The 21,983-nt window shown below is 67.7% G+C and carries 24 protein-coding genes and 1 tRNA gene; 11 read left to right on the top strand and 14 right to left on the bottom strand.

Features of this window, described 5'->3' with window-relative positions; all coding sequences use genetic code 11:
• Positions 1-67: 67 nt before the first annotated feature.
• The 4 genes from ACVFYP_RS07315 (at position 68) to ACVFYP_RS07300 (ending at position 3,231) form a co-directional block, all read left to right on the top strand.
• A complete protein-coding gene (locus ACVFYP_RS07315; protein WP_499199466.1) occupies positions 68-598 on the top strand; it encodes an RNA polymerase sigma factor in 531 nt (176 codons plus the stop codon).
• A gap of 66 nt (positions 599-664) precedes the next feature.
• Positions 665-1,270, top strand: a complete 606-nt coding sequence (locus ACVFYP_RS07310; protein ID WP_499199465.1) for a sigma-70 family RNA polymerase sigma factor — start codon at positions 665-667, stop codon at positions 1,268-1,270.
• A gap of 55 nt (positions 1,271-1,325) precedes the next feature.
• Positions 1,326-1,523 (top strand): hypothetical protein, encoded by a 198-nt coding sequence (locus tag ACVFYP_RS07305; RefSeq protein ID WP_499199464.1) that lies wholly within the window; start codon positions 1,326-1,328, stop codon positions 1,521-1,523.
• Between the two features lie 115 nt (positions 1,524-1,638).
• Positions 1,639-3,231: a sensor histidine kinase gene (locus ACVFYP_RS07300; RefSeq protein ID WP_499199463.1), complete on the top strand. Its 1,593-nt coding sequence runs from the start codon at positions 1,639-1,641 to the stop codon at positions 3,229-3,231.
• On the opposite strand, the gene ACVFYP_RS07295 is transcribed toward ACVFYP_RS07300, so the two are convergent.
• Together ACVFYP_RS07295 and ACVFYP_RS07290 are read right to left on the bottom strand one after the other, a co-directional pair.
• Complete coding sequence (locus ACVFYP_RS07295; protein WP_499199462.1) at positions 3,167-4,768, bottom strand: 2-isopropylmalate synthase; 1,602 nt, start codon at positions 4,766-4,768, stop codon at positions 3,167-3,169. The two genes, ACVFYP_RS07300 and ACVFYP_RS07295, sit on opposite strands and share 65 nt — an antisense overlap.
• A 264-nt stretch (positions 4,769-5,032) precedes the next feature.
• Positions 5,033-5,383, bottom strand: a complete 351-nt coding sequence (locus ACVFYP_RS07290) for a DUF6968 family protein (protein ID WP_499199461.1) — start codon at positions 5,381-5,383, stop codon at positions 5,033-5,035.
• Positions 5,384-6,002: 619 nt separating this feature from the next.
• Between ACVFYP_RS07290 and ACVFYP_RS07285 the strand changes: the two genes are divergently transcribed.
• On the top strand, positions 6,003-6,977 hold the full coding sequence (locus ACVFYP_RS07285) for an NAD(P)-dependent oxidoreductase (protein WP_499199460.1): 975 nt from the start codon (positions 6,003-6,005) through the stop codon (positions 6,975-6,977).
• On the opposite strand, the gene ACVFYP_RS07280 is transcribed toward ACVFYP_RS07285, so the two are convergent.
• From ACVFYP_RS07280 to ACVFYP_RS07250, 7 genes are all read right to left on the bottom strand, one after another.
• On the bottom strand, positions 6,974-7,303 hold the full coding sequence (locus ACVFYP_RS07280; RefSeq protein ID WP_499199459.1) for a hypothetical protein: 330 nt from the start codon (positions 7,301-7,303) through the stop codon (positions 6,974-6,976). The genes ACVFYP_RS07285 and ACVFYP_RS07280 overlap by 4 nt on opposite strands.
• Complete coding sequence (puuE, locus tag ACVFYP_RS07275; RefSeq protein ID WP_499199458.1) at positions 7,300-8,229, bottom strand: allantoinase PuuE; 930 nt, start codon at positions 8,227-8,229, stop codon at positions 7,300-7,302. The genes ACVFYP_RS07280 and puuE overlap by 4 nt, the downstream gene beginning before the upstream one ends.
• A gap of 43 nt (positions 8,230-8,272) precedes the next feature.
• Positions 8,273-8,686, bottom strand: a complete 414-nt coding sequence (locus ACVFYP_RS07270) for a hypothetical protein (RefSeq protein ID WP_499199457.1) — start codon at positions 8,684-8,686, stop codon at positions 8,273-8,275.
• A complete protein-coding gene (locus tag ACVFYP_RS07265) occupies positions 8,686-9,177 on the bottom strand; it encodes a C40 family peptidase (RefSeq protein WP_499199456.1) in 492 nt (163 codons plus the stop codon). The genes ACVFYP_RS07270 and ACVFYP_RS07265 overlap by 1 nt, the downstream gene beginning before the upstream one ends.
• A 97-nt stretch (positions 9,178-9,274) precedes the next feature.
• On the bottom strand, positions 9,275-10,555 hold the full coding sequence (locus ACVFYP_RS07260; RefSeq protein WP_499199455.1) for a sensor histidine kinase: 1,281 nt from the start codon (positions 10,553-10,555) through the stop codon (positions 9,275-9,277).
• The gene (locus ACVFYP_RS07255) at positions 10,555-11,217 is read right to left on the bottom strand and encodes a response regulator transcription factor (RefSeq protein WP_499199454.1); all 663 of its coding nucleotides are present in this window, start codon (positions 11,215-11,217) and stop codon (positions 10,555-10,557) included. The genes ACVFYP_RS07260 and ACVFYP_RS07255 overlap by 1 nt, the downstream gene beginning before the upstream one ends.
• On the bottom strand, positions 11,214-11,492 hold the full coding sequence (locus ACVFYP_RS07250) for a hypothetical protein (protein WP_499199453.1): 279 nt from the start codon (positions 11,490-11,492) through the stop codon (positions 11,214-11,216). Before ACVFYP_RS07250 ends, ACVFYP_RS07255 begins: the two co-directional genes overlap by 4 nt.
• A 112-nt stretch (positions 11,493-11,604) precedes the next feature.
• Between ACVFYP_RS07250 and ACVFYP_RS07245 the strand changes: the two genes are divergently transcribed.
• Positions 11,605-12,225: a hypothetical protein gene (locus tag ACVFYP_RS07245; RefSeq protein WP_499199452.1), complete on the top strand. Its 621-nt coding sequence runs from the start codon at positions 11,605-11,607 to the stop codon at positions 12,223-12,225.
• Positions 12,226-12,558: 333 nt separating this feature from the next.
• The gene (locus tag ACVFYP_RS07240; RefSeq protein WP_499199451.1) at positions 12,559-14,385 is read left to right on the top strand and encodes an ATP-binding protein; all 1,827 of its coding nucleotides are present in this window, start codon (positions 12,559-12,561) and stop codon (positions 14,383-14,385) included.
• Positions 14,386-14,455: 70 nt separating this feature from the next.
• Here ACVFYP_RS07240 and ACVFYP_RS07235 read toward each other — a convergent pair.
• Positions 14,456-14,547: transfer RNA gene (locus ACVFYP_RS07235), tRNA-Ser, on the bottom strand.
• 88 nt (positions 14,548-14,635) lie between these two features.
• Positions 14,636-15,265 carry a glutathione S-transferase family protein gene (locus ACVFYP_RS07230; RefSeq protein WP_499199450.1) on the bottom strand — a complete coding sequence of 210 codons (630 nt, stop codon included), beginning with the start codon at positions 15,263-15,265 and terminating at the stop codon, positions 14,636-14,638.
• A 108-nt stretch (positions 15,266-15,373) separates the two neighbouring features.
• On the opposite strand from ACVFYP_RS07230, the gene ACVFYP_RS07225 reads away from it, so the two are divergent.
• The 3 genes from ACVFYP_RS07225 to ACVFYP_RS07215 all read left to right on the top strand — a co-directional run bounded on the left by ACVFYP_RS07225 (position 15,374) and on the right by ACVFYP_RS07215 (position 18,557).
• A complete protein-coding gene (locus ACVFYP_RS07225; RefSeq protein ID WP_499199552.1) occupies positions 15,374-15,682 on the top strand; it encodes a hypothetical protein in 309 nt (102 codons plus the stop codon).
• 20 nt (positions 15,683-15,702) lie between these two features.
• Positions 15,703-16,383 (top strand): SDR family NAD(P)-dependent oxidoreductase, encoded by a 681-nt coding sequence (locus ACVFYP_RS07220; protein ID WP_499199449.1) that lies wholly within the window; start codon positions 15,703-15,705, stop codon positions 16,381-16,383.
• An 80-nt stretch (positions 16,384-16,463) separates the two neighbouring features.
• Entirely contained in the window at positions 16,464-18,557 is a 2,094-nt protein-coding gene (locus tag ACVFYP_RS07215) for a pentapeptide repeat-containing protein (RefSeq protein WP_499199448.1), read from the top strand.
• Between the two features lie 10 nt (positions 18,558-18,567).
• Here ACVFYP_RS07215 and ACVFYP_RS07210 read toward each other — a convergent pair whose 3' ends face one another.
• The 3 genes from ACVFYP_RS07210 to ACVFYP_RS07200 are packed head-to-tail and all read right to left on the bottom strand — an operon-like array spanning position 18,568 to position 21,577.
• The gene (locus ACVFYP_RS07210; protein WP_499199447.1) at positions 18,568-19,437 is read right to left on the bottom strand and encodes a polysaccharide deacetylase family protein; all 870 of its coding nucleotides are present in this window, start codon (positions 19,435-19,437) and stop codon (positions 18,568-18,570) included.
• Between the two features lie 11 nt (positions 19,438-19,448).
• The gene (locus tag ACVFYP_RS07205) at positions 19,449-20,345 is read right to left on the bottom strand and encodes a polysaccharide deacetylase family protein (RefSeq protein ID WP_499199446.1); all 897 of its coding nucleotides are present in this window, start codon (positions 20,343-20,345) and stop codon (positions 19,449-19,451) included.
• The gene (locus ACVFYP_RS07200) at positions 20,342-21,577 is read right to left on the bottom strand and encodes a metal-dependent hydrolase family protein (RefSeq protein WP_499199445.1); all 1,236 of its coding nucleotides are present in this window, start codon (positions 21,575-21,577) and stop codon (positions 20,342-20,344) included. The genes ACVFYP_RS07205 and ACVFYP_RS07200 overlap by 4 nt, the downstream gene beginning before the upstream one ends.
• A gap of 65 nt (positions 21,578-21,642) precedes the next feature.
• Here ACVFYP_RS07200 and ACVFYP_RS07195 point away from each other — a divergent pair, with 65 nt between their 5' ends.
• The gene (locus tag ACVFYP_RS07195; RefSeq protein WP_499199444.1) at positions 21,643-21,912 is read left to right on the top strand and encodes a cupin domain-containing protein; all 270 of its coding nucleotides are present in this window, start codon (positions 21,643-21,645) and stop codon (positions 21,910-21,912) included.
• Positions 21,913-21,983 lie beyond the last annotated feature (71 nt).

Here is a 21,983-nt window from a genome sequence, read left to right as displayed (position 1 = left end):
CCTTGTCATCTCCGAATCTGGCGGCGGGCGCTGCCGCACTGTCTCAAGTGTTGATATGCAGGGCGTTGTGGATGAACAAGACAACTCCGGCGCCCAGCGCGCCGTGATCGCGCAATTGTTGCCGGAATTGCGCGCCGCCGCCCGGATGCTCGCACGCTCTCGCAGTGAAGCCGACGATCTGGTGCAGGAATCCGTGCTGCGCATGCTGCGCGGCCTGCCGGGGTTTAGCACGCCCCCCGAGCTGGCGCATGACCTGAAGGCGGCCCTGCGCCCCTGGGGCCTGACCGTGCTGCGCAACACCTTCCGGGAAGGGTGGCGGCGCGCCAAGCGCGAGCGGGACCATCAGGAGGCCAATCCGCCCGAACTCGAAGCCAGCATCACGCCGGAGCAGGAAAGCGCGCATCAGGTGCGCGACCTTGCCCGCGCCATGGCCGGGCTGCCGCCGGCGATGCGGGAAGCCCTGATGCTGGTGGCCGCCCGCGGCCTGACGCTGGAAGCGGCGGCCGGTATCTGCGGCGTGCCGGTGGGGACCATGAAGGCTCGCGTATCCCGCGCCCGGCGGGCACTTTCTGAAGCTCTCGCCCCTGTGAACGGATAATCCGCATCGCATGCAACCATCCGCCGCGCCCGTTCATTCAGAGGGCATAGAGGATGGAGCGACAAAATGCCGAATGAGTTCCACGGACAGGTCATCGCGCTGCTTCCCCGGCTTCGCGTTCAGGCCTTGGCGCTGACCCGCAACCGCGCCGCCGCCGATGATCTGGTGCAGGATGCCGTGGCCAACGCCCTTGCCGCCCAGAACAGCTTCACCCCGGGCACCAATTTTGCCGCCTGGATGCATCGCATCCTGCGCAACCGTTTCATCAGCACCCTGCGCAAGCAGCGCGAGACCACGGACATCGAGGATGTTCCGGCGAGCGCCTTCGCCGTGAGCGCGACCCATGAGGACCGCCTGATCCTGAAGGAACTGGGCAATGCGGTGAACCGCCTGCCCGCCGATCAGCGGGAGGCGCTGTTCATGGTGGTGCTGCAGGGCATGTCCTATGAGGATGTGGCCGAGGCCACCGGCTGCGCCGTGGGCACGGCGAAGAGCCGCGTCTTCCGCGCCCGCCGCCAGCTCCAGACCTGGCTGACCGGCGAGGAATCCGCCGAGGCCACCACGCCGGAGCACCGCACCGGCGAGCACCGCTACACCGGTCGGCCCGCGGCTTCGGGCAGCCGCCGGATGAGCAGCAAGTCGGGGGTTGGCGAACACCATCTGCTGGCTTAAGTCGGAACGATGGGCGCTGCCTTATTCCTGGGCGGCGCTGGCATCGGCGATGGACATGGACAGCAGCGACAGCAGCAAGCCCGCGCCCTCCCCAAAGTCCGCCCGCCGCAAGGCGGAGCGGACGGATGGAGATGCCTTCGATCTGTGGTTGCAGCGGGGCCTGCACCAACTCTACGACGACGTCGCGGCGGAGCCCATTCCGCCCGAATTGTTGCGATTGATCGAGGAGGATCGGACGCGGCGCGGCAAGTAGCCATGGCCGCTTCCACCTGACCCCAGACCGCATGACAGATCCAGGCGGCCCAGACCCCGGCATTCGGCCGCGACGGTGGCGAATGCCCCGCCCACAGGCGAGTCTGCGGGGCCGGTTGACGTGCCTGCTTCTCATTGTCGCCATTCCCGTCATCGTGATGGTGCTGGCGGGCACCCAAGCTGGCTATCAGTCCGCCATACGGCAGGCTCATGACGATCTGGCGCTGGAACGCGACCTGGTCCTCGGCCGCTTCACCAATCGCTTCGCCACTGCGGATGCCGCGCTGCGCAGCCTGTCCGCCACATGGCCCGAGGCCCGCGCCGGCTGTGGCGAATGGCTCGCCGGCATCGCCCCGGACGGGGTGGTGCTGGAAGTCGAATGCGCCGCTAATCGCGAGGCCATGCCGGCCATCCCGCCGGAAGCCCGGACGCGGCTTGCAGCCGCCAATGAGACCGTGACACTGGTCGGCCAGACCGGGATGATTTCCCTGCTGCGCCTGCTGCCCGCATCGGGTCGGCTGCTGGTGGCTCGCATCGCGCCGCCGCCGCTACCGGCCGGGCTGCTGGTCTGGCTGGTGGATGGCGACCGCAGCAGTTGGGCGATGAGCGACGCGGCCCGGCTGCTTGGACCTGTGGCGCCCGCCACCGCCGCCGACGGCAGCCCGGCGACGATCGGCCTGGCCGGCGTCGAACTGATCGCCGCGCGGGGCGTGCTGGTCGCCCCATCACGCCTCGTCATCGCCCGGCCGGCCGCGCCGATCCACGCCGCCGCGCGCATGGTCGCCATCAGTCGGCTGGCGGAGGTGGGCGCCCTGCTGGCAATCAGCCTTCTCGCTGTGCTGTTCGGCGCGCATTACGCCGTCACCCGCCCGCTATCGGGCCTGCGGCGGTCGGTGTCGCAGTGGCGGAGCGGTGCCGCGCCATTGGTGATCCCGGGCGCGGCGGAGATGCCGGATGAAATCCGCGACCTGGCCGTCAGCTTCCAGGCTGGCGCCAGCACCCTGGCGGAGCGGGAACGCGACCTTCAGGCGGCGATCGACCGCGCCGAGATCCTGGCCGCCGAGGTGCATCACCGGGTGAAGAACAACCTTCAGATCGTCAGCAGCCTGCTGGCGTTGCAGGCGCAGCGGGTGACGGACAGCCAGGCGCGGATGGAATTCGAGGCCGCGCGCGACCGGATCGGCGCGCTCGCCACGCTGCACCGCCACATGTATGCGCATCATGACCCGGAGGCGATCGACCTCGGTGCCTTCATCGCGGAACTCGGCGCGCAGCTTTTCGCCGCGATCGGCGACAAGCCGGGCCGACGGATCGCGCTGGATGTCGCGGCGCCGGCGCTGCGGATTTCCTCCGACCAGGCCGTGCCCCTGGCGCTGATCATCACGGAGGCCGTCTCCGCCGCCCTGAAGCAGGGCTTCCCGGCGGGGCGGGAGGGCCGCATCGCCATCACAGTCGCCGCGGATGACAAGCGCGCCACCCTGTCCATCGAGGATGATGGCGTGGTGCCGCGGCCGGATGACCAGCTGCGCGCCCTGCTGCTGCGCGGGCTGACCCGGCAGTTGGGCGCGGAGCTGACCCGGGCGGAGGCCAAGCTGGCGCTGGAATTCCCCCTGCGCCCGCCGACCCCGCGCCCGCCGCCGGCCCTCAGGCCGAAAGCGCCCGATCCATCTCCGCCCCCATCTCCGCAGGCGCCGTCCGCGCCCGCTTGACCAGCAGCTTGTTCAGCGCGTGGACATAGGCCCGAGCGCTGGCGACGATGGTGTCGGTATCGGCGCCCTGGCCATCGACCATCTTGCCCTCCTCCTCCAGCCGCACCGTCACGCGCGCCTGGGCATCGGTGCCGCCAGTGACCGACTGCACGGCATAGAGCTTCAGGTTCACCTCATGCGGGAAGGCGACCCGCAGCGCTGCGAAGGTGGCGTCCACGCCGCCATCGCCGCCGGCCACCCCTTCCCGCGCTTCACCATCCACTTCCAGCGCGATGGAGGCGATGGGGCGGGTATGCATGCCGGTCGAGACGGACAGGCCGGTCAGCTTGATGCGGTCATTGGCGCGGACGACCTCGTCATCCACCAGCGCCACGATGTCCTCGTCGTAGACGACCTTCTTGCGGTCGGCCAAATCCTTGAAACGCTTGAAGGCGTCATTCATGGCGTTGTCGCCGACTTCGTAGCCCAGCGCCTTCAGCTTGTCCTTGAAGGCGGCCCGGCCGGAGTGCTTGCCCAGCACCAGCGAGGACTTGGTCCAGCCAACGCTTTCGGGGGTCATGATCTCGTAGGTCGAAGAATCCTTCAGCATGCCGTCCTGGTGGATACCGGATTCATGGGCGAAGGCATTGCGGCCGACGATCGCCTTGTTGGGCTGCACATCGAAGCCGGTGATGGTCGCCAGCAGGCGGGAGGTGCGCAGGATGTTCTTGGTCTGCACGCCATTGCTGACCGGGATGGCGTCATGGCGCGTGCGCAGCGCCATGGCGATCTCCTCCAGGCTCGCATTGCCGGCGCGCTCACCGATGCCATTGATGGTGCATTCCACCTGACGGGCGCCGGCGCGGATCGCCGCGATGGTATTGGCCACCGCTAGGCCCAGGTCATTGTGGTTGTGGGTGGACAGGATCACTCGGTCCGCGCCCGGCACCCGTTCACGCACCGTGTTGAAGATGCGGAACATGTCCTCCGGCACCGCATAGCCGACGGTATCGGGGATGTTGATGGTGGTGGCGCCGGCCTTGATCGCGGCCTCCACGCAGCGGCAGAGGAAGTCCATCTCCGTCCGCGTGCCGTCCTCCGCGGACCATTCGACATCGGCGGTGGCATTGCGCGCCATGGTGACGGAGGCCGTCACCATCTCCAGCACCGCCTCCGGCTCCATCCGCAGTTTTACGCGCATATGCAGCGGGCTGGTGGAGACGAAGGTGTGGATGCGGCCGCGGGCGGCGTCCTTGATGGCGTCGGCCGCCTTCTGGATGTCGCCGGGCGAGGTGCGGGCCAGGCCACAGACCACTGGGCCATCCTTGGCGAAGCGGCGGGCGATGGACTGCACGCTTTCGAAGTCGCCGGGGCTGGCGATGGGGAAGCCGGCTTCCAGCACATCCGCGCCCAGCTCGGCCAGGGCCTCGGCCATGCGCAGCTTCTCCTCCAGGTTCATGGAGAAGCCGGGGGATTGTTCGCCGTCGCGCAGCGTGGTGTCGAAGACGATGACGCGGTCGGGGTCCATGACCCCGAAAGACGGGTGGTTGATGGCCATTGAGGGCGTTCCTTGCTTCTGATTCGTCATGCCATGCGCGAGGGCAAAGCTGCCCCCAGGGTCCCCTGAGCGATACCAGCCGTTACCGACCGGAGCTTACGCCCAGGGGTGGCTAAGTCGAAGGAGAAGGAGCGCGCGCGGCAGCAGACCGGCCCGGAGGGCGGCGGTCAGCTCGATACGGGCGGCGCGGGGTGTCATGGCTTCTGGGACACTAGCCGTGACGATCGGCGTTCGCAAGCTTCGCCCAGAGATTCGGTGGCGCGATCAGGGCGATGGCGCGACTGGAAGCGGCTCGGTCAGCGGTGGCATTCCGGGGTGCGTTGGATGCAACGCTGGATCGGGAAGATCCAGGTACCCCTTAAACCCATGGAAACTCAGCCGCCCTTCCAAATATTCATCGCAGGTTTCAATGGCCATGCGAACCATGTAGATGGTGTTCATCAGTGCTTGAAATTCATCGGCTCCACCGAAATCGCTGACGATCTTGGTTTTTGGCCCTTCGATTTTATATTTACATAAAAAATTTCCGCTGCTGTGGCGCGTCGGACGGAATATCATCACATGGAACAGGGGTTGCCCACTGACCTCATATACCCTTGATGCAATTATATTCATCTTATTTTCCTCCTGTCTAACCAAATGGAAAGAGCGGCGCGACATAAACTCCACGATTGCACTGGTCCTGTCGATCTATCGCGCTTTTCCAGCACATTGCCCTTACTTCGGGTGAAGCCGATATGGAGAGGCAGATACGCCTATCCGCAGCAAATTGCTGCTGACCCATTTGGCGCAGCGATTCCGTCTCGCTGAGCCACGACAGTCGATCCGGCAGCATCGCTGTCTCCGCCCGGGGGATCACTTCGTGTGTGGGCCCCAACCTCAACAGTTCTTCCGCCCTGGTTCCGGCTGTAACCACGAACCTGGACGGTTTGTCCCGGGTCACTCATCAAGAAGTCCCCAGCGGCAATGGTCGCGTAGTGGTGGAAGGGTTCCACGGCCAGATCACCCCCCCGTTGTGATGTGAACGACCCGTATCTCCCTGATGCCGGCGCTACATGGATGTGCTTGTCCAACTCCCTTGCCGGCCGGACTTGCAACGGATTTAATGCCCATTATAAAGGTTTTTTTCTTATCTCCCGCATGTTGCCTTGCTGCTCCAACGCCGTGGATTGGCGCATAGTGGCGCATTCGATAGAGTGAGCAGGCTGACGGCCTTGCCAGGAAGAAATACAAGATGACCTTCAAGGTGGTGCTGGGGCGCAGGCTGCCCGAAGCCGGCATGGCGGTTTTCGCGGCTAGGCCGGATGTCGATCTGCTGGTTCTGGACAATCCCGACGTGCCGGCCTGGCACGAGGCCATCGCCGATGCCCATGGCACGCTGTGCTGGCTGGAAAAGATGGACCGCCCTGCTTTGGCCGCGGCGAAGCAATTGCGCGTCGTCTCCCGCATCGGGGTTGGCTACGACACGGTGGATGTACCGGCCTGCACGGAGCGCGGCGTGGCCGTGATGGTGGCCAATGGGTCCAACGACCTCTCAGTGGCCGAGCATGCCATGATGCTGCTGCTGGCGGCGGCGCGGCGGGCGGTGGACATCCACAACCATGTGGCCGGCGGCGGCTGGTGGCCGCCGGGCGGGCTGCGGATGGTCGACCTGGCCGGCAAGCGGGCCCTGGTGGTGGGCTATGGCCGCATCGGCACGCGCGTGGCGCAGTATCTCAAGGCGTTCCGGATGGATGTCGCGGTGATGGACCCCGGCTTCTCGCCGCACCGCATCGCCGCCGACGGTTTTCGGCCCGCGCGCGACCTGCATGCCGCGCTGGCGGAGGCGGATGTGGTGACGCTGCACTGCCCCCTGTCACCCGCCACCCACCACCTGATGAACGAGGCCGCCTTCTCCGCGATGAAGCCCGGCGCCATCCTGGTGAACACGGCGCGCGGTCCCGTGGTGAATCAGGACGCCCTGGTCGCCGCCCTGCGATCCGGTCATCTGATGGGCGCTGGCCTGGACGTGCTGGAGGTGGAGCCGGCGACGCCGGGCAATCCGCTGCTGACCCTGCCGAACGTGGTCATCAGCCCGCATTCGGCGGCGAGCACGGAGGAAGGGATGAACCGCATGGCCCGTATTTCCGCCCAGAACATTCTGGACGTTCTGGATGGGAAGGCTGATCACTCGATGATGGTGAATGCGGAGATTTTGCAGCGCGGCTAGCCGCAGCTCAGGCTCTCCACCACCCCGCCTCGCACCACCCCGCCTACCCGGTCGACCCGGTAATCCCGGGTCGCCGGCTGGTTCGGCGCCAACAAACGGATGGTCCGGATACCCGGCATGGCGTCGAGCGCCGCGCGCACCTCGGCCTCCGGCCGGCCAACCAGCGCCGGCAGCGCCTCCGCATGGTCGGCGCAGCGCCCGCCGGCCGGGCCTTCGGACAAAGCCGGCGGCGGCAAGGCACGGTCGCCGCGCGGCAGGGGTGCGGTGGCCGGTTCCGAGGCACAGGCCGCGGCGAATCCAACCAGAAGCAAGGCAAGTCGCCTCATGCGGGGGCGTGTTCCTTCCACCAATGCCGCGCGATATCGGCACGGCGGGTGACCCATACCTCATCCCTGTGCTTCGCCACATGCGCCAGGAAGCGGCGCAGCGCGGCGGCACGTCCCGGCCGGCCAACGATCCGGCAATGCAGCCCCACCGACATCATCTTGGGCGCCCCCGCGCGGCCCTCCGCCAGCAGCAGGTCGAAGGCATCCGTCAGATGCCGCTCGAACCCATCCGGCCCGGCGAAACCCGGGGGCACGGCGAACTTCATGTCGTTGTTGTCGAGGGTATAGGGGATGACGAGATGCGGCTTGCCCTCCGCCGTCACGTAATGCGGCAGGTCATCGTCATAGGCGTCGCTGTCATACAGAAAGCCGCCATGCCGGGCGACCAGGGTCCGCGTGCGCGGCGAAATCCGCCCCGTGTACCAACCGACCGGTGGCGTGCCGGTCAGCCGAGAAATCGTCTCGACGCAGCGGGCGATCTCGGCGGCTTCGGTCGCCTCATCCATGTTGTGGTAGTCGATCCAACGCCAGGCATGGCTCGCCACCTCATGCCCCGCTTCCGCGAAGGCGCGCGCGACGTCAGGGTTCAATTCCAGCGCCCGGCCGACGCCATAGACCGTCAGCGGAAATCCCTGTTCCTTGAACAGCCGCAGCACCCGCCACACCCCGGCCCGCGCGCCATAGTCGAACTGGCTTTCCACGGTGCGGTTGCGCTCGCCGAGAATGGGCGTGCCGCCGGGCACTTCATGCAGATACAGCTCGCTGCCCGCATCGCCGTTGAGGACGGTGTTCTCGCCGCCCTCCTCGTAATTCAGCACGAAGGACAGGGCCAGCTTCGCCCCTCCCGGCCAGCGTGGATCGGGCGGCGTGGCGCCGTAGCCGGCGAAGTCGCGGGGATAGTCGGTGTCGGCGGCGAGCTTGGTCATGGCGCCAGATTCGGGCGCTGGGGCCGAAGGGTCAAGGCATGCGTCAGCGCAGTTGCAGAACCGCCCCTGATTCATGGAGAAGCAGTGCCCGGTCTCCCTCAATCAGCAGCCGCGCCACGATGTTGGGTGGCCCAGAGGCGCTCGCGCACCGCACCAAGCCGGAGATGGGCCGCTCTGCCACGACAGTCACACCGCGAAAATGGCGCAGCGCCTCCGCCCGGCTTCGCGGCATCAGATCGGAATAATCGGCGCCGGAGGTGCAATCCTCATAGAAGGGATTCAGGAACCGATCGGGCGCGAGAAGCACCGTCTGCCCGAGACGCGCCGTCAGCCACTGGCGATCTTCCGGCGAACAGGCAGCGCAGATAAAGGATTCCGCCACCCAGGCACGCTGCCAATCAGGCGCGGGGCCACCGACCAGGACCAGCAGCGACAGGGCTGACAGCAACAGGGGCATCAGACGCGGATCGTCGAGGCGAAGCCCCCCGCCCGCATCGGAATGATGGCGTCAGCGGTCTGCATCGGCTTGTAGCGGCCATAGGACAGGATGCGTGGCTTCCAATAGGAATTGCTGAACTTCACATAGGCCACGCCGGTGGAGCTTTGCGAGCCTATCCATCGCTCCGCGTCGACGACGATGCCGACATGCGAGGCTGTGCTGCCGCCGGCCGAGGCGGAGAAGAACACAAGATCACCCGGCTTCGGGTCGGTGACGGCGGAAAACCGATTACTGTCGCGCAGATCATTGGCGGTGACGCGCGCCAGGGTGTTGCTGCCATAGGCTTTGTTGAAGACATAGATCACGAAGCCCGAGCAATCGAAGCCGTCCGTTGTGCTGCCACCGAAAACATAATCCGCACCATTTGCGGCCACACGGGCGGCCTCGGCTTCCTGGAGCACCAGGGTCTGGGCGTCTGACGCTTCGGTGGTTCCGGACGGGCTGGACATGCTGAAGGGCCTTTCCACCAAGGACGGTTCGTTTCGGAAAAACCTATCGTCTTGCCCGGCGGCCGCAAGGCGCTTCGCAGTTCTGACGGGGCAAGCGTCAAGACGCCGCAGGCAGGCGCAGCAGCGCGACCAGCCCTGGCCCCTCCCCTTCCAGCTCCAGCGCCCCGCCATAGAGGTCCGCCGTCTCCGCCACGATGGCGAGGCCAAGCCCATGCCCCGGCACCGCCTCATCCAGCCGCCGCCCACGCGCCAGCGCGGCCTTACGCTGGGCCTGGTCCATGCCTGGGCCGTCATCGGCGATGCGGATCAGCAGCCGCCCGGCCTCCGCCCGCGCCAAGACCTGCACCTGGCCGCGCGCCCATTTGCAGGCATTGTCCATCAGATTGCCGGCCATCTCCTCCAGGTCGCCGCGGTCGCCGGCGAAATCCGGGGCGTCTGCAGCCGCGATCTCCAGGGTCAGGGCGCGGTCGCGATGGGCGGCGCGCAGCACCAGGGCCAGATCCTCCAGCACCGGGGCCACGGCGCAGCGGGCGCCGGGCAGGCCTGCGGTGGCGGCGGTGCGGGCGCGGCTGAGGTGGCGGCGGATCTGCGCCTCCATCCGCGCGACCAGTGCGGTGACCTGGGCATCGCCCTCCGCCGCATTGCGCAGCGCGGCCAGGGGCGTCTGAAGCGCATGGGCCAGGTCGCCGGCATGGCGCCGGGCGCGGTCCAGCATCGCTTCCTTATGGGTCAGCAGCGCGTTCACGCTGGCGACCAGCGGCGCCACTTCGGCATGCGGCGCCTCCGGCATGCGGGCGCGCTGACCGCGCCGCACCGCATCCAGGTCCCGCCGCAGCCGGCCAAGCGGTGCCAGCCCAATGCCGATCTGCACCAGCGAGGCCAGCAGCAGCGCCAGGCCGAGCGCGGCGAGCGACAGCACCAGCGGCCGCACCAGCTCCGCCCGCGCGGCGGCGATTTCGTCCAGCGGCACCGCCACGGTGGCGGTCAGCAATTCAGGCGATCCGGGGGTTGTGAAATCCTGCCGCAGGGTGAGCAGCGCCTCCCCGGCCGGGCCCTGCTCGCCCAGGATCTCCTGGTCGAAAAGGGAGCGGGAGCGCAGCAGGATCTCGGCGCCCGAGGCGACCTGCCAGTACCAGCCCGAGAGCGGCTGTTCGAAGCGAGGCTCGGCGGGCGGCGCCTCCAGCGTCACGCGGCCGCTGGCGTCCTCCACCTCCACACGCGCCATCAGTGCCAGCAGCGCCGTGTCCATCTGCTGGCGGAAGCCGCGTTCCACGGCGCGGCCCAGCAGCCGGTCGATGGCGAAGCCGGCGCCGAGCAGCGCCGCCAGGATCGCCACCGCCCCCAGCACGGCCAGCCGCGCGCGCAGGGAACGCCGCATCAGGGCGGCGCCGCCAGCACCCAGCCCTGGCCGCGCAGCGTCTCGATCCGGCAGGGCGCGACCTTGCGCCGCAGGCGACTGACCAGCACCTCCATGGCGTTGAAGTCGCGGTCCGAATCGCCGTCATATAGCTGTTCCGACAGCTCCGTGCGGCTGACCACACGGCCCATGCGGTGCAGCAGGTAGGAGAGGATTCGCGCCTCATAGGCGGTCAGGCGCAGCGGCATTCCCTCCAGCGTGAAGCCGCCGGTCTGGGCGTCGTGTTCCAGGGGGCCGCAGGCCAGGATCGGGGAGGCATGGCCGGCGGCGCGGCGGATCAGCGCGCGCAGGCGCAGCACCACCTCCTCCATCCGGAAGGGTTTCGTGAGGTAGTCGTCCGCGCCGGCGCGGAAGCCGGCGACCTTGTCGCCCCAGGCGTCCCTTGCGGTCAGCACCAGCACCGGCATGGCCAACCCCGCGGCGCGCCAGCCGGACAGCACCGCGATGCCGTCCCGCTTCGGCAGGCCCAGATCCAGCACCACCGCCGCATAGGGATTCTCGCCGCCGAGGAAGGTGGCCGTTTCCCCATCCGAAGCATGGTCCACGGCGAAGCCGGACTCGCGCAACGCCGCCAGGATCTGCGTGGCGAGCGTCGCGTCATCCTCCGCCAGCAGCAGCCTCATTTGCGCGCCGCGATCATGCCGCTGCCCTCGACCAGCAGCATGCCGCCATCGGTGGCGGAGACGCGGATGCGCAGCACGTCATTGGCGGGCGTCAGCCAGCGCAGCTCATAGGCCACGGAGGTCTCCTCATCCTCGCGCCCGGGCACCACCCGCGCCTCGATCATGCGGCCGTGGTAGCGTTCGGCCACGATGTCCACCACGCGCGGCAAGGGCAGCAGAGGCTGCGCGGCCAAGGCGAGGGGCAGGATCAGAAGGGCAAGGGCGGCGCGGCGCATCATAGGATTCTATTGCAGGGCGCTGCCTGAACCCAGCCTGAACGGCGCGGTTCCGGCTGGGTTCAGGCGCGGTGTGAGAGAAGGCGGCCGCAACCACGAAAGGAGAGCCTTCATGACGACCACCCATCTCCGTCGCGCCGCCCTGGGCCTGGCGCTGGCCGCCAGCCTCGCCGCCCCCACCTTCGCCCAGGCCCCGGCCGCGCCGGCTATCACCCAGACCCCGATCGGTGCCATCGCCCCGGGCGGCATCGCCATCGAGGGCCAGGTCACCGACGTCTTCGGCAACCGCTTCGTGCTGCAGGATGCCACCGGCCGTGTGCTGGTGGAGGCCGGGCCGGATTGGTACCACCGCCTCGACATCCGCCAGGGCGAGCGCCTGCGGGTGATCGGCCGCCCCGATGGCGGCAGCTTCGACGCCTTCACCATCCGCCGCGAGGATGGGCGGGAGATCACCATCCGCCGCGCCGAGGGCAGCCCCCCCTGGGCCGGCCGCCCGGGCCGCGAGGCGCGCGAACGCCGGGACCGGGAGCGGCGGGAGGAGCGCCAGCAGGGCGGGATCGACGAGGCCGAGGCGCGCCGCGTGGCGGAAGCCGCCGGCTACCGCATCCGCGGCGATGTCGAGCGCAAGCGCCGGCATTGGGAGATCGAGGCCTTCAATCCACGCAATGAGCGGGTGGAGATCCATATCGACCTGGCCGGCCGAATCACGCGGGAGGAGTGGGAGCGCGACTGAACCCGCTTTCCCTGACCCCGCGACAGGCATCACCAGTCGGGTGAGTACACCATGACGAAAGACAGCCCTTTCGCCCGCCGTGCCTGTCTCGGGGGCGCCCTCGCGGTGGCCGGGACCAGCGGCGCGCGACGTGTGGCAGTGACCAACCGGGCCGATCCATCCTCTTCCAAGTGGCCACCCGCAACACTGCGCAAAGTGTCGACACATGCAACTACAACACGATCTTTGGACAACCACGGGTTGAGCTGACCGGGTTCAATGCGGTAGACTGTCATCGCGACAGTTATGAGGCGCCCAGACCTGCGCGGGCGAAGCGTTTTGCCCGATATCCACTTGCCCACGGTCTTTGTCTTTTCCGCGATCCTGGGTGGTTTCCTCGGTTTGGCGATGCTGTGGCTTTGGCTGCATGACCGCCGGGAACCCGCACTGGCCAGCTGGGGACTGGCCCGACTCCTCGGTGCGGCCTGCACCATCATGCTGGGCATGCGGGGCATCGCCCCGGACTGGCTGACGATCGACGTCGCCAACGCCCTGCTCTGCGTCGGCTATGGCGTGCATTGGACGGGCGCGCGCCAGTTCGAGAATCGGCGTCCGATCCCCTGGGCGATCTTCGCGGCCGCCGCGGTCTGGCTGCTGGCGAACCGGATTCCAGCCTTCCACGCCAGTATCGACGCCCGCGTCGCCCTGATGGCGCTGATCCTGCTGGTCTATAACGGGCTGGCGATCCTGGAATTCCTGCGCGGGCAGAAGCTGCGGCCCCTGCCCTCCCGGCCATTGCTCATCGCGCTGCTGGCGGGTGTGACCGTCACCTATGTGGCGATCGCGGCCGTGACCTTGATCTTCGCCCCCCGGCCCATCGGCAATCAGTTGCCGCAGGGCTTCATGTTCCCGGCCGTCGTGGTGCTCAATGTGGTCTTCCTGGCCGGCAGCACGCTGCTGCTGATCGCCCTGACCAAGGAGAAGGCGGAAGGACAAGCCACCGCGGCCCTGGCCGCCGCGCGCGACCTGGCCAATAGCGCCAGTCTGCAGAAGACCCGCTTCCTGTCGCAGATGAGTCATGAGCTGCGCACCCCGCTGAACGGCGTGCTCGGCATGGCCCAGGCCCTGGCCCACGATGCCAGCCTGGGGCCGGTCCAACGCCGGCAGGTGGAGACGCTGGAACAGGCGGGCCGGCATCTGCTGACCATCCTGAACGAGGTGCTGGACATTTCCCGCATCGAGGCCGGCCGCTTCGTGCCGATGCCGCAGCCCTTCCGGATGGAGGACACGCTGCGCGCCACCACGTCGCTGCTGCACGACACCGCGGCGGCGAAGGGCGTGACGCTGGAACTGCGGCTGGACCCCGCGGTGCCGGCGGCCATGCTGGGAGACGCGGTGCGCATCCGGCAGATCCTGATGAACCTGATGGCCAACGCCATCCGCTTCACCCCGCCCGGCGGCACGGTGGCGCTGGAGGTTTCGCCGCGCGAGGAGATGATCGCTTTCGCGGTGATCGACAACGGCAGCGGCGTGCCGGAGAGTCTGCGCCCAAACCTGTTCCAGGAATTCAGTCAGGCGACGGCGGATGACTCCCGCAGTGGCAGCGGGCTGGGCCTGGCGATCAGCGCCGCCCTGGCGCGCGCCATGGGCGGCAGCCTGACCCATGAGGATGGGATGGAAGGGCGCGGAAGCCGCTTCACCCTGCTGCTGCCGCTCCCGCACGTGATGGCGGAGGAGACGGCGACCCTGGTTGAGCCGGCACGCCTTCCACCGCCGCCGACCGCCCAGCCGGGCCTGGTGATTCTGGTGGTGGATGATGTCGCGGCCAATCGCATGGTGGTCGCCGCCCTGCTGGGTCCGGTTGGCCATCAGGTGGTCGAGGCGCCGAGCGGTGGAGCGGCGCTGGCGATGCTGGACCAGGGACCGCTGCCCGACCTGATCCTGATGGACCAGCACATGCCCCAGTTGGATGGGAGGGAGACCTTGTCGCGCATCCGGGCCCTTCCGGGCGCGGCCGCCACCCTGCCGGTCATCGCCCTGACCGCCGATGCCATGCCGGAGCAGGTGACGGCGATGCTGGAGGCGGGCTTTGACGGCCATCTGGCCAAGCCCATCGAGCGCGCCGCGCTGATAGCCGCCGTGGCGACCTGGAAGGACGCGCGCAGCCCAGGGGCTTCATAAGGGCTGGTTGGGTCGCGCGTCAGACAGGCGACCAACGCTGGGCAGATGCCAAACGGGGAAAACGGGGAACTGGAGGAGGGGAAGGGATTCGAACCCTCGATAGGGTTTTACCCCTATAACGGTTTAGCAAACCGTCGCCTTCAGCCACTCGGCCACCCCTCCTCAGGGTGTGAAGTTGCACGACGTATGCAGCGCGTTCATAGCGGGCCGGAACCGGGGGGGCAAGCGGCCCGCCCCGGTTCCTTCATCGTCAGGACAGCGGGATTTCGAAGCCGCGCTGGACGGCCGGGCGGGCCATCATCCGCTCGTACCAGGCGGCGACATTGGGCAGGTCGTCGAAGGGCACTTCGTGGCGCTCATGCCGCCAGGCCCAGCCCAGAATGGCGAAATCGGCGATGCTGGGCTCGCCCTCGGTCGCCACGAAGTCGCGGCCGGCCAGGCGGCGGTCCAGCACGCCGTACAGGCGCTTGGTCTCGGTGTGGTAGCGCTTGAACCCGTATTCCCGCGCCGGGCCTTCCGGCTGCATCAGGAAGTGGTGGACCTGGCCGGGCATCGGGCCGAAGCCGCCCATCTGCCACATCAGCCATTCCGTCACGGCGACCTTGCCGCGCATGTCCTTCGGCAGGAACTTCCCCGTCTTTTCCGCCAGGTACAGCAGGATGGCGCCCGATTCGAAGACGCTGATCGGCTGCCCATCCGGCCCATCCGGGTCGATGATCGCGGGAATGCGGTTGTTCGGGGAAATCTTCAGGAAGGCCGGCTCGAACTGCTCGTTCTTCGAGATGTTCACCGTATGGACGGCGTAGGGCAGCCCCATCTCCTCCAGCGCCACGGAGATCTTGCGGCCGTTGGGGGTGTTCCAGGTGTAGAGGTCGATCATGCGATACGTCTCCTTGCTGGAAGGTTTGATCCCACGCCCCGCGGCCGGCGAAAAGCCCGGTCCTGTGACAGCGGTGGCGCTTGACCCGGTGGCGGCTGGTTTGCGAGCCTGACCGCTGTGCAGCACCTGTCCCCCGTCGGCCCGCTTCCCTCCGGTGCCCGAGACGACGACACGCTCTGGGCGGTGATCGCCACGGCGGGGCGCAAATCCCGCGTGGCCAATATCTACCGCAACCGGATGGCGGCGCTGGAGGACCGGGCCTGGCGGGCGCAGCAGGTCGCGGCCTATGAGGATTTCCTGCGGCGATCCAAGCAGCCCGTGCCGCATTACAGCGTGGCGCCGATTCGCCGCGCCGACCTGCCCAAGGCATGGACCCCCCTGCCCGCGCTCGGCTTCCTGCGGGGGCAGTTCATCTGACCCGCCGCTGACCGGTATGGTTGCAGGGTCACGAGGCGACCAATTACTGGGGCGTCGTGCATGGCTCCCTGGTGGCCTTGAAGGAGCTGAAGGGCCGCGGCGGCGCGCTGATCAATATCGGCTCCATCTCCTCCGACATGCCGTCCCCGCTGCTCGGCGCCTATACCGCCACCAAGCATGCGGTGAAGGGATTCACCGACAGCCTGCGGATGGAGATGCTGCATGAGGATGCGCCGGTCGCCATCACGCTGATCCAGCCCTCCGGCATCGACACGCCCTTCGGCGAGCATGCGAAGAACTATATGGACGAGGCGAGCCAGGTGCCGCCGCCGGTCTATGCGCCGGAGGTGGTGGCGCGGGCCGTGCTGCATGCGGCGGAGATGCCGACGCGCAACCGCATCGTCGGCGGCTGGGGCCGCGGCATGGTGGCCGCCGCCCGGATGGTGCCGAGCCTGACCGACCGGATTTTTACCTACAGCTACTACAAGACCGCCAAGCAGCCGGGCCGGCCGCCGCGCGATACGTCGGACAACCTGCACCATGCCGGCGAGGACGGGCATCGCTACGGCGACCAGGGGCACCAGTTCAGCCATAGCCTGTACAACAAGGCGCTGCGGAATCCGGGCACCGCGCTGGGCGTGCTGGCGGCGGGTGTGGCGGCGGTGAGCGTGCTGACGCGGCCGCAGTATTATCGGGGCTGAGACGCCTCCGCCTGTGCCGCGTTCCGCATATCCAATCCGCTAGCGTGATAAGGTGATGTCGCAAGACGGGCGGGTTGGGCATGGCGAAGAGCGCGGCGGAGTTGCAGGTCGAGTGGTGGGACGGTTGGTGGGCGGCGGATTTCTCCTGGGAAGGGCTGGCAAAGCATCCGGTCGGTAAGAATGGCCCTAGGGTCCATGGCGGGCTGCATGGAGAGATGAACCTAGAGGCCTATTGGCGGCGGGACCCAGAGACGGGCGCAATGCGCGACGACGCCGCGATGCGGGCGGCGGGGGAGTTGGTGTCAGGGCCGGACGGGCGGGGCTGGCACATCGCGCATCTGCCCTTGCACTGGCAGGACGGCTCGCCGGCCAAGGCGGAGTGGGATGAGGCGATGCGGGTCGCCCTGGTGGGGGTGGTCGGCCGTCGCATCGCTGCGGCTGCAGAGACGGTGACCAATCCGTGGTGCGACGCCGAGGCACCCGACGGCCGGGCACAACTCTCAGGCGCAGTGTTGACCCAGATGCTGTTCCATCCGGATGGACCTGACCGTCCGATAGACGTGGTGTGCGACCGCGCCCTTCTGTCATGGGAAGGGCACGCCGCTTCGAGCTGGGGGGGTGGATTTCGTTGTGATTTTGCAAATTTTCTTCGACGTGCCGATTTTACTCGCGCAACCTTCTCAAAACACGCCAACTTCCACAGCGCAACCTTCTCCGGATACGTAGACTTCCAAAGCGCAACTTTCTCCGGATACACCAGCTTCGACAGCGCAACCTTCTCCGAAGACGCCCGCTTCAACAGCTCAACATTCTCGGAAAGCGCCCGATTTGACAGCGCAACTTTCTCTGGATACGCCCTCTTCGACAGCGCAACCTTCTCCGAACACGCCCGCTTCGACAGCACAACCTTCTCGGAAGAGGCCAGCTTCGACAGTGTAACCTTCTCGTTAGACACGCGCTTCGACAGCGCAACATTCTCGAACGACGCCCAATTCCACAGCGCGACCTTCTGCGGATACGCCCGCTTCGAAAGCGCAAATTTTTCCGCGTACGCCCGCTTCGACAGCGCAACCTTCTCCGGAAGCGCCAGCTTCGATAGTGCAACCTTCTCCGAATACGTCATCTTCGACAGCGCAATATTCTCGGGTAATGTCCGATTCGATATTGCGACATTCTGCGGGGACGCCCACTTCGACAGCGCAACCTTCTCCGGACACTCCTTCTTCGCCGCCGGCGAGTCGAAACGACTCATCTCCTTCGGCAAGGCGAAATTCGGTTCATCAGTCCAGGCTGAAGCCCCGCTTGTCATCAGCTTCCGAGGATGGCGTTTCAGCGGGGTGGCCGAATTCGACGGCGCAAACTTCGCCACCCGCACCGAGTTCAGCGCTTCCGTCTTTGCCCGGCTCGCATCCTTTCGCGACATCATTTGGCCAGATAAGCCAAGCAACTGGCACGGCATGTTCAACCAAGCCGTGTTCAAGGATCTTGCCAGCTTCGACGGCACGGGCTGTCAGCGCTTCGCCGCCTTCGATGGCGCGGTCCTGCAAGGCGGTCTGCAGCTCGACAATACCGACGAGGCCAGCGCGAACGCCACCTTCCAGCAGGAACGCGCCCAGGCCGGTTCCCTGGAAGATCGCGAGGCCGCCCTGCGTCAGCTCGAAGGCGGCTGTCGCGTCCTCAAGCAGGCCATGGAGAAATCCGCCAACAAATCGCGCGAGCAGGTCTTCTATGCCTTCGAACTCATGGCGCGCCGCCACCAGCGCGGCACCCCGTGGTGGGAGCGTCAATTCTCAAGGCTCTATGGCACTGTTAGCGATTACGGCCGCTCCATCGGCCAGCCCCTGTTCTGGCTGGCGATGCTCATCCCGCTGTTCACCGCCGCCTATGCCGGCCTCGCCTTCGGCTGGCGCGCCGGCGCCCTGGCCGAGGTGCCGCGCAGTGCCGTCTGGGTGGAATGCCTCCACCTTTCCATGCAGCGAGTCTTTCCCTTCGGCCCCTGGACGCTGACGCCCACGCAAATGGCGGGCAACCACGTCCAGACGGCGCTGCAAGGCACGCCCGGCTCGCTCTTCGGCTTCGCCATCCGCACCCTCGGCACGCTGCAATCCCTGTTCGCCTTGGCGCTGGCCTTTCTTGCCGGCCTCGCGCTGCGTCGCCGCTTCCAAATGAACTGAGGGCTCGGCATCAGCGCCCGAGCGAGGACACCTCCGCCGCCAGCGCCCCTGCCGTGGCGATATGCACATCGCCCCGCCCGGCAATCCCCTCCAGCGCCTCCGCCAGGTAACGCACCCGATGCGGCGCCCCGAGCATCCAGGGATGAATACCCAGCCCCAGCACCCGCCCACCGCGTGGCTCCGCCGACAGCCGATCCAGCGCCTCCGCCACCAGCCCCGGCCAGCGCGTCACCGGCACACGGCGCAGTCCCAGCGTCTGCACGTCGTCCCATTCCCCGGGCGGCGGCAGGGCCAGAAGGCCGGAGGCGTGGCGGTAGGGCTCGTCGTCATTGGCCCAGTCGAGGCTGTAGCCATAGCCAGCCTCCGCCAGCAGCCGAGAGGTCGCCGCCGTCGCGCCATGGTCCTGGCCGAGCCAGCCCGTCGCGCTGGGCCACAGCGCGGAAAGGCCATCCCGCACCAGGGCGATCTCCGCCGCCTCCTCCGCCTCCGTCATCCGGCTGGTCACCATCCGGCTGGCGGAGATTCCATGCGCCACCGGCTCATAGCCCCGGTCGCGATAGGCGCTGACCAGCTCCGGATGGCGCTGCGCGGCCAACAGATTGACGGCGACGCTGGCCGGCAGGCGCAGGCGGTCCAGCAGGTCCAGGATGCGCCAGGCGCCGATGCGGTTGCCGTAGTCGCGCTGGGTATAGGTGGTCCAGTCGGGGTTGCCGCTGAAGAAGGCGCCGCGAAAGCGCGGGTCGCGATGCGTGCCCTCCGGCGGCGCGATTTCGGTATGTTCCAGATGGAGCAACAGATACACGGCGACGCGCCTGCCGCCCGGCCAGCGAAAATCCGCCCGCCCCGGCTGGGCGCTATAGGGGTGGATCGCATGATCCATGCCGCGCTGGATCATCCGCGCATCGCCGCGTCGTAGTGGTTCGCCAGATACCAATCGGCCATCTCCGCCCCGGTGGCGAACCACACGCCGTCATGCCCGCCGATATGGCTGAGCAGCCGGTCGAGGTGGCGGATGCGGTGCGGCCTGCCCATGATGTAGGGGTGCAGCGCGATGCACATCACCCGCGGCTGCGTCGCACCCTCCGCATACAGCGTCTCGAACATGTCGATTCCGGCGCGGCAAAAATCCTCGCCCTCCGCCGCGCCGGCACCGATCATCACCGCGTCGTTCAGGTCCATCGTATAGGGGATGGAAACTAGCCGGCCATTTCGCACGCGGATCGGCGTCGGCTGGTCGTCATGGTAGAAGTCACACAGGTAGGAGATGCCGGCCTCCGCCACCAGGTCCGGCGTCCGCAGCGTGTTCGACGCGGCCGGCGAGAACCAGCCGCGCAGCTGCTTCCCCGTCATCCGCCGCCAGGCCTCGACGCTGGCCATGATCTCGGCGCGCTCCGCGTCCTCGGGCAGGTTCCAGTGGTAGCGCGTGTTGAACAGCCCGTGGCTGAACACGTCCCAGTCCCGCGCCATCATCGCGTCGAGGATTTCGGGAAACATCTCCCCCACCGCCATGCTGAAGGAGACGCTGCCGCGGATGCCGTGCGCATCCAGGCATTCCATCATCCGCCAGACGCCGGCGCGGTTGCCGTAATCCTTCAGCGAATAGGACAGCACATCGGGATGTGGCGTGCGCGGCCAGGGGTCGCGTGGGCTGCCGAGCTGGGCGGGCAGGAATTCGTAATGCTCGATATTCGGACAGACCCAGACCGCCAGCCGCGCCCCACCCGGCCAGGTCAGTTTCGGCCGGAAGGGCAGCGGCGCGTGCGGGTAGCGGTCCTCCGGCGGGATCATGCGGCGAGCTGATCCTTGATGAAGCGCCCGCCCTGCATGATGGCCGACAGGTGCTTGCCCTGCCCGGTCAGCAGGGAAAGATCCTTCAGCGGATCACCCTCCACCACCACCAGATCGCCATAGGCGCCGGGCTCGACCGTGCCGATCTGGCCTTCCATGCGCAGCAACTTCGCTGCATGGACCGTCGTGGAGCGGATCACCTCCATCGCCGGCAGCACGCGGCCGCGGATGACGAATTCGTCGGACTGGTGGCGGTGCATCTCGGCCAGAAGGTCGCTGCCATAGGCCATGGTCAGGCCGGCGCGCTGCATCTTCTCCAGGCTCGCCAGGCCAGCCAGCCGCACCGTGTCGATCTTGCCGACGCTGACGGGGTCGAGGCCGAAGGAGGCACCCTCATTCTTCAGCGCCTCATAGGTCACCAGGGTCGGGCAGGCGATGGCGCCGGCCTTGGCGGCCTTGCGGGCGGTGGCTTCCTCGATGAGGTTGCAATGCTCCAGGCTGCGCACGCCGGCATCCACCGCGCGGCTGATCGCCTCATCAGTGTAGAGATGCGCGGCGACATAGGTCTGCGCCATCGCCGCCTCTTCCACCGCCGCACGCATCTCGTCCATGGAATAGCCGAGGAAGGCGATGGGGTCGGTGGGGCTGGCGACGCCGCCATTGGCCATGATCTTGATGTAGTCGGCGCCGGCCTTGATCTCCTCCCGGCAGGCGCGGCGCACCGCATCCACGCCATCGGCCAGCCGGCCGAGGCAGCCGAGGCGGCCTTCCAGATAGGTCATGTCCCGGCCGTCATAGCGGCCGCGCCCGTCGCTATGCCCGCCGGTGGCGGAGATGGCCTTGCCGCAGAGCACCATGCGCGGCCCGTCGAAGCCGCCTTCCTCCCAGGCCACGCGCAGGCCCTGGGTGGCGCCGCCGAGGTCGCGGATGGTGGTGAAGCCGCGTTTCAGCATGGCGTTCATGATCCGCGACGACCGGAAGGCGATCACCGCATCCGGCAGCAGCGCGTTCTGGGCGAAGCTGACCGTGGTGGAGATGACATGCACATGCGCGTCGATCAGCCCGGGCATCAGCGTGCGGCCGGCGAGGTCCACCTGCCGGGCGCCGGTGGCGCTGATCGGCTTGTCCGACACCTCCTTGATCCGCCCATTCTCGACCAGGACATGGCCCTCAATCCCGCCATCGACTCGGCCATCGAGGATGCGGGCATTGGCGAAGAGGGTGGCGGTCATCGGCGTCTCCGGGGAATACTGGCCCCAGGCTAACCCGGTTGGCGGTGGCGGCAAGGGAGGCGGCGATGGAACGCGCGGCATTTGAGGCGGGTCTGGCCGCCGATGGCTTTCTCGAACAGGTGGAGCGCAGCCTGCCGACAGGCGAGGCGACGCCGGAGCACAGCCACCCCTTCGACGCCCGGCTGCTGATCCTGTCCGGCGAACTGATCCTCGCCCAGGGCGGCGCAAGCCGCGCCTATGGCCCGGGCGAGGTGTTCGAGGTGCCGCGCGACGTGCCGCATGCGGAAATCGCGGGCCAGGCGGGCGTCAGCTACATCGCCGGGCGGCGCCGCTGAAGCTGCGCAGCCAGGCGGTGGCTGTTCCGGGCGGCCCAAGCCCAGGTTTCGACCGAAGCCGTCAATCCCCG

Source organism: Roseomonas sp. F4 (assembly GCF_053891155.1).
The sequence above is the reverse complement of the archived record's forward strand: the minus strand, read 5'-3'. Positions and strand labels throughout refer to the sequence as shown.

Excerpts from the sequence above, each read along its gene's own strand:
- ACVFYP_RS07310 (WP_499199465.1), top strand. The coding sequence starts at position 665 with ATGCCGAATGAGTTCCACGGACAGGTCATCGCGCTGCTTCCCCGGCTT.
- ACVFYP_RS07305 (WP_499199464.1), top strand. The coding sequence starts at position 1,326 with ATGGACAGCAGCGACAGCAGCAAGCCCGCGCCCTCCCCAAAGTCCGCC.
- ACVFYP_RS07295 (WP_499199462.1), bottom strand. The coding sequence starts at position 4,768 with ATGGCCATCAACCACCCGTCTTTCGGGGTCATGGACCCCGACCGCGTC.
- ACVFYP_RS07290 (WP_499199461.1), bottom strand. The coding sequence starts at position 5,383 with ATGAATATAATTGCATCAAGGGTATATGAGGTCAGTGGGCAACCCCTG.
- ACVFYP_RS07285 (WP_499199460.1), top strand. The coding sequence starts at position 6,003 with ATGACCTTCAAGGTGGTGCTGGGGCGCAGGCTGCCCGAAGCCGGCATG.
- ACVFYP_RS07280 (WP_499199459.1), bottom strand. The coding sequence starts at position 7,303 with ATGAGGCGACTTGCCTTGCTTCTGGTTGGATTCGCCGCGGCCTGTGCC.
- puuE (WP_499199458.1), bottom strand. The coding sequence starts at position 8,229 with ATGACCAAGCTCGCCGCCGACACCGACTATCCCCGCGACTTCGCCGGC.
- ACVFYP_RS07270 (WP_499199457.1), bottom strand. The coding sequence starts at position 8,686 with ATGCCCCTGTTGCTGTCAGCCCTGTCGCTGCTGGTCCTGGTCGGTGGC.
- ACVFYP_RS07265 (WP_499199456.1), bottom strand. The coding sequence starts at position 9,177 with ATGTCCAGCCCGTCCGGAACCACCGAAGCGTCAGACGCCCAGACCCTG.
- ACVFYP_RS07260 (WP_499199455.1), bottom strand. The coding sequence starts at position 10,555 with ATGCGGCGTTCCCTGCGCGCGCGGCTGGCCGTGCTGGGGGCGGTGGCG.
- ACVFYP_RS07255 (WP_499199454.1), bottom strand. The coding sequence starts at position 11,217 with ATGAGGCTGCTGCTGGCGGAGGATGACGCGACGCTCGCCACGCAGATC.
- ACVFYP_RS07250 (WP_499199453.1), bottom strand. The coding sequence starts at position 11,492 with ATGCGCCGCGCCGCCCTTGCCCTTCTGATCCTGCCCCTCGCCTTGGCC.
- ACVFYP_RS07245 (WP_499199452.1), top strand. The coding sequence starts at position 11,605 with ATGACGACCACCCATCTCCGTCGCGCCGCCCTGGGCCTGGCGCTGGCC.
- ACVFYP_RS07230 (WP_499199450.1), bottom strand. The coding sequence starts at position 15,265 with ATGATCGACCTCTACACCTGGAACACCCCCAACGGCCGCAAGATCTCC.
- ACVFYP_RS07215 (WP_499199448.1), top strand. The coding sequence starts at position 16,464 with ATGGCGAAGAGCGCGGCGGAGTTGCAGGTCGAGTGGTGGGACGGTTGG.
- ACVFYP_RS07210 (WP_499199447.1), bottom strand. The coding sequence starts at position 19,437 with ATGGATCATGCGATCCACCCCTATAGCGCCCAGCCGGGGCGGGCGGAT.
- ACVFYP_RS07205 (WP_499199446.1), bottom strand. The coding sequence starts at position 20,345 with ATGATCCCGCCGGAGGACCGCTACCCGCACGCGCCGCTGCCCTTCCGG.
- ACVFYP_RS07200 (WP_499199445.1), bottom strand. The coding sequence starts at position 21,577 with ATGACCGCCACCCTCTTCGCCAATGCCCGCATCCTCGATGGCCGAGTC.
- ACVFYP_RS07195 (WP_499199444.1), top strand. The coding sequence starts at position 21,643 with ATGGAACGCGCGGCATTTGAGGCGGGTCTGGCCGCCGATGGCTTTCTC.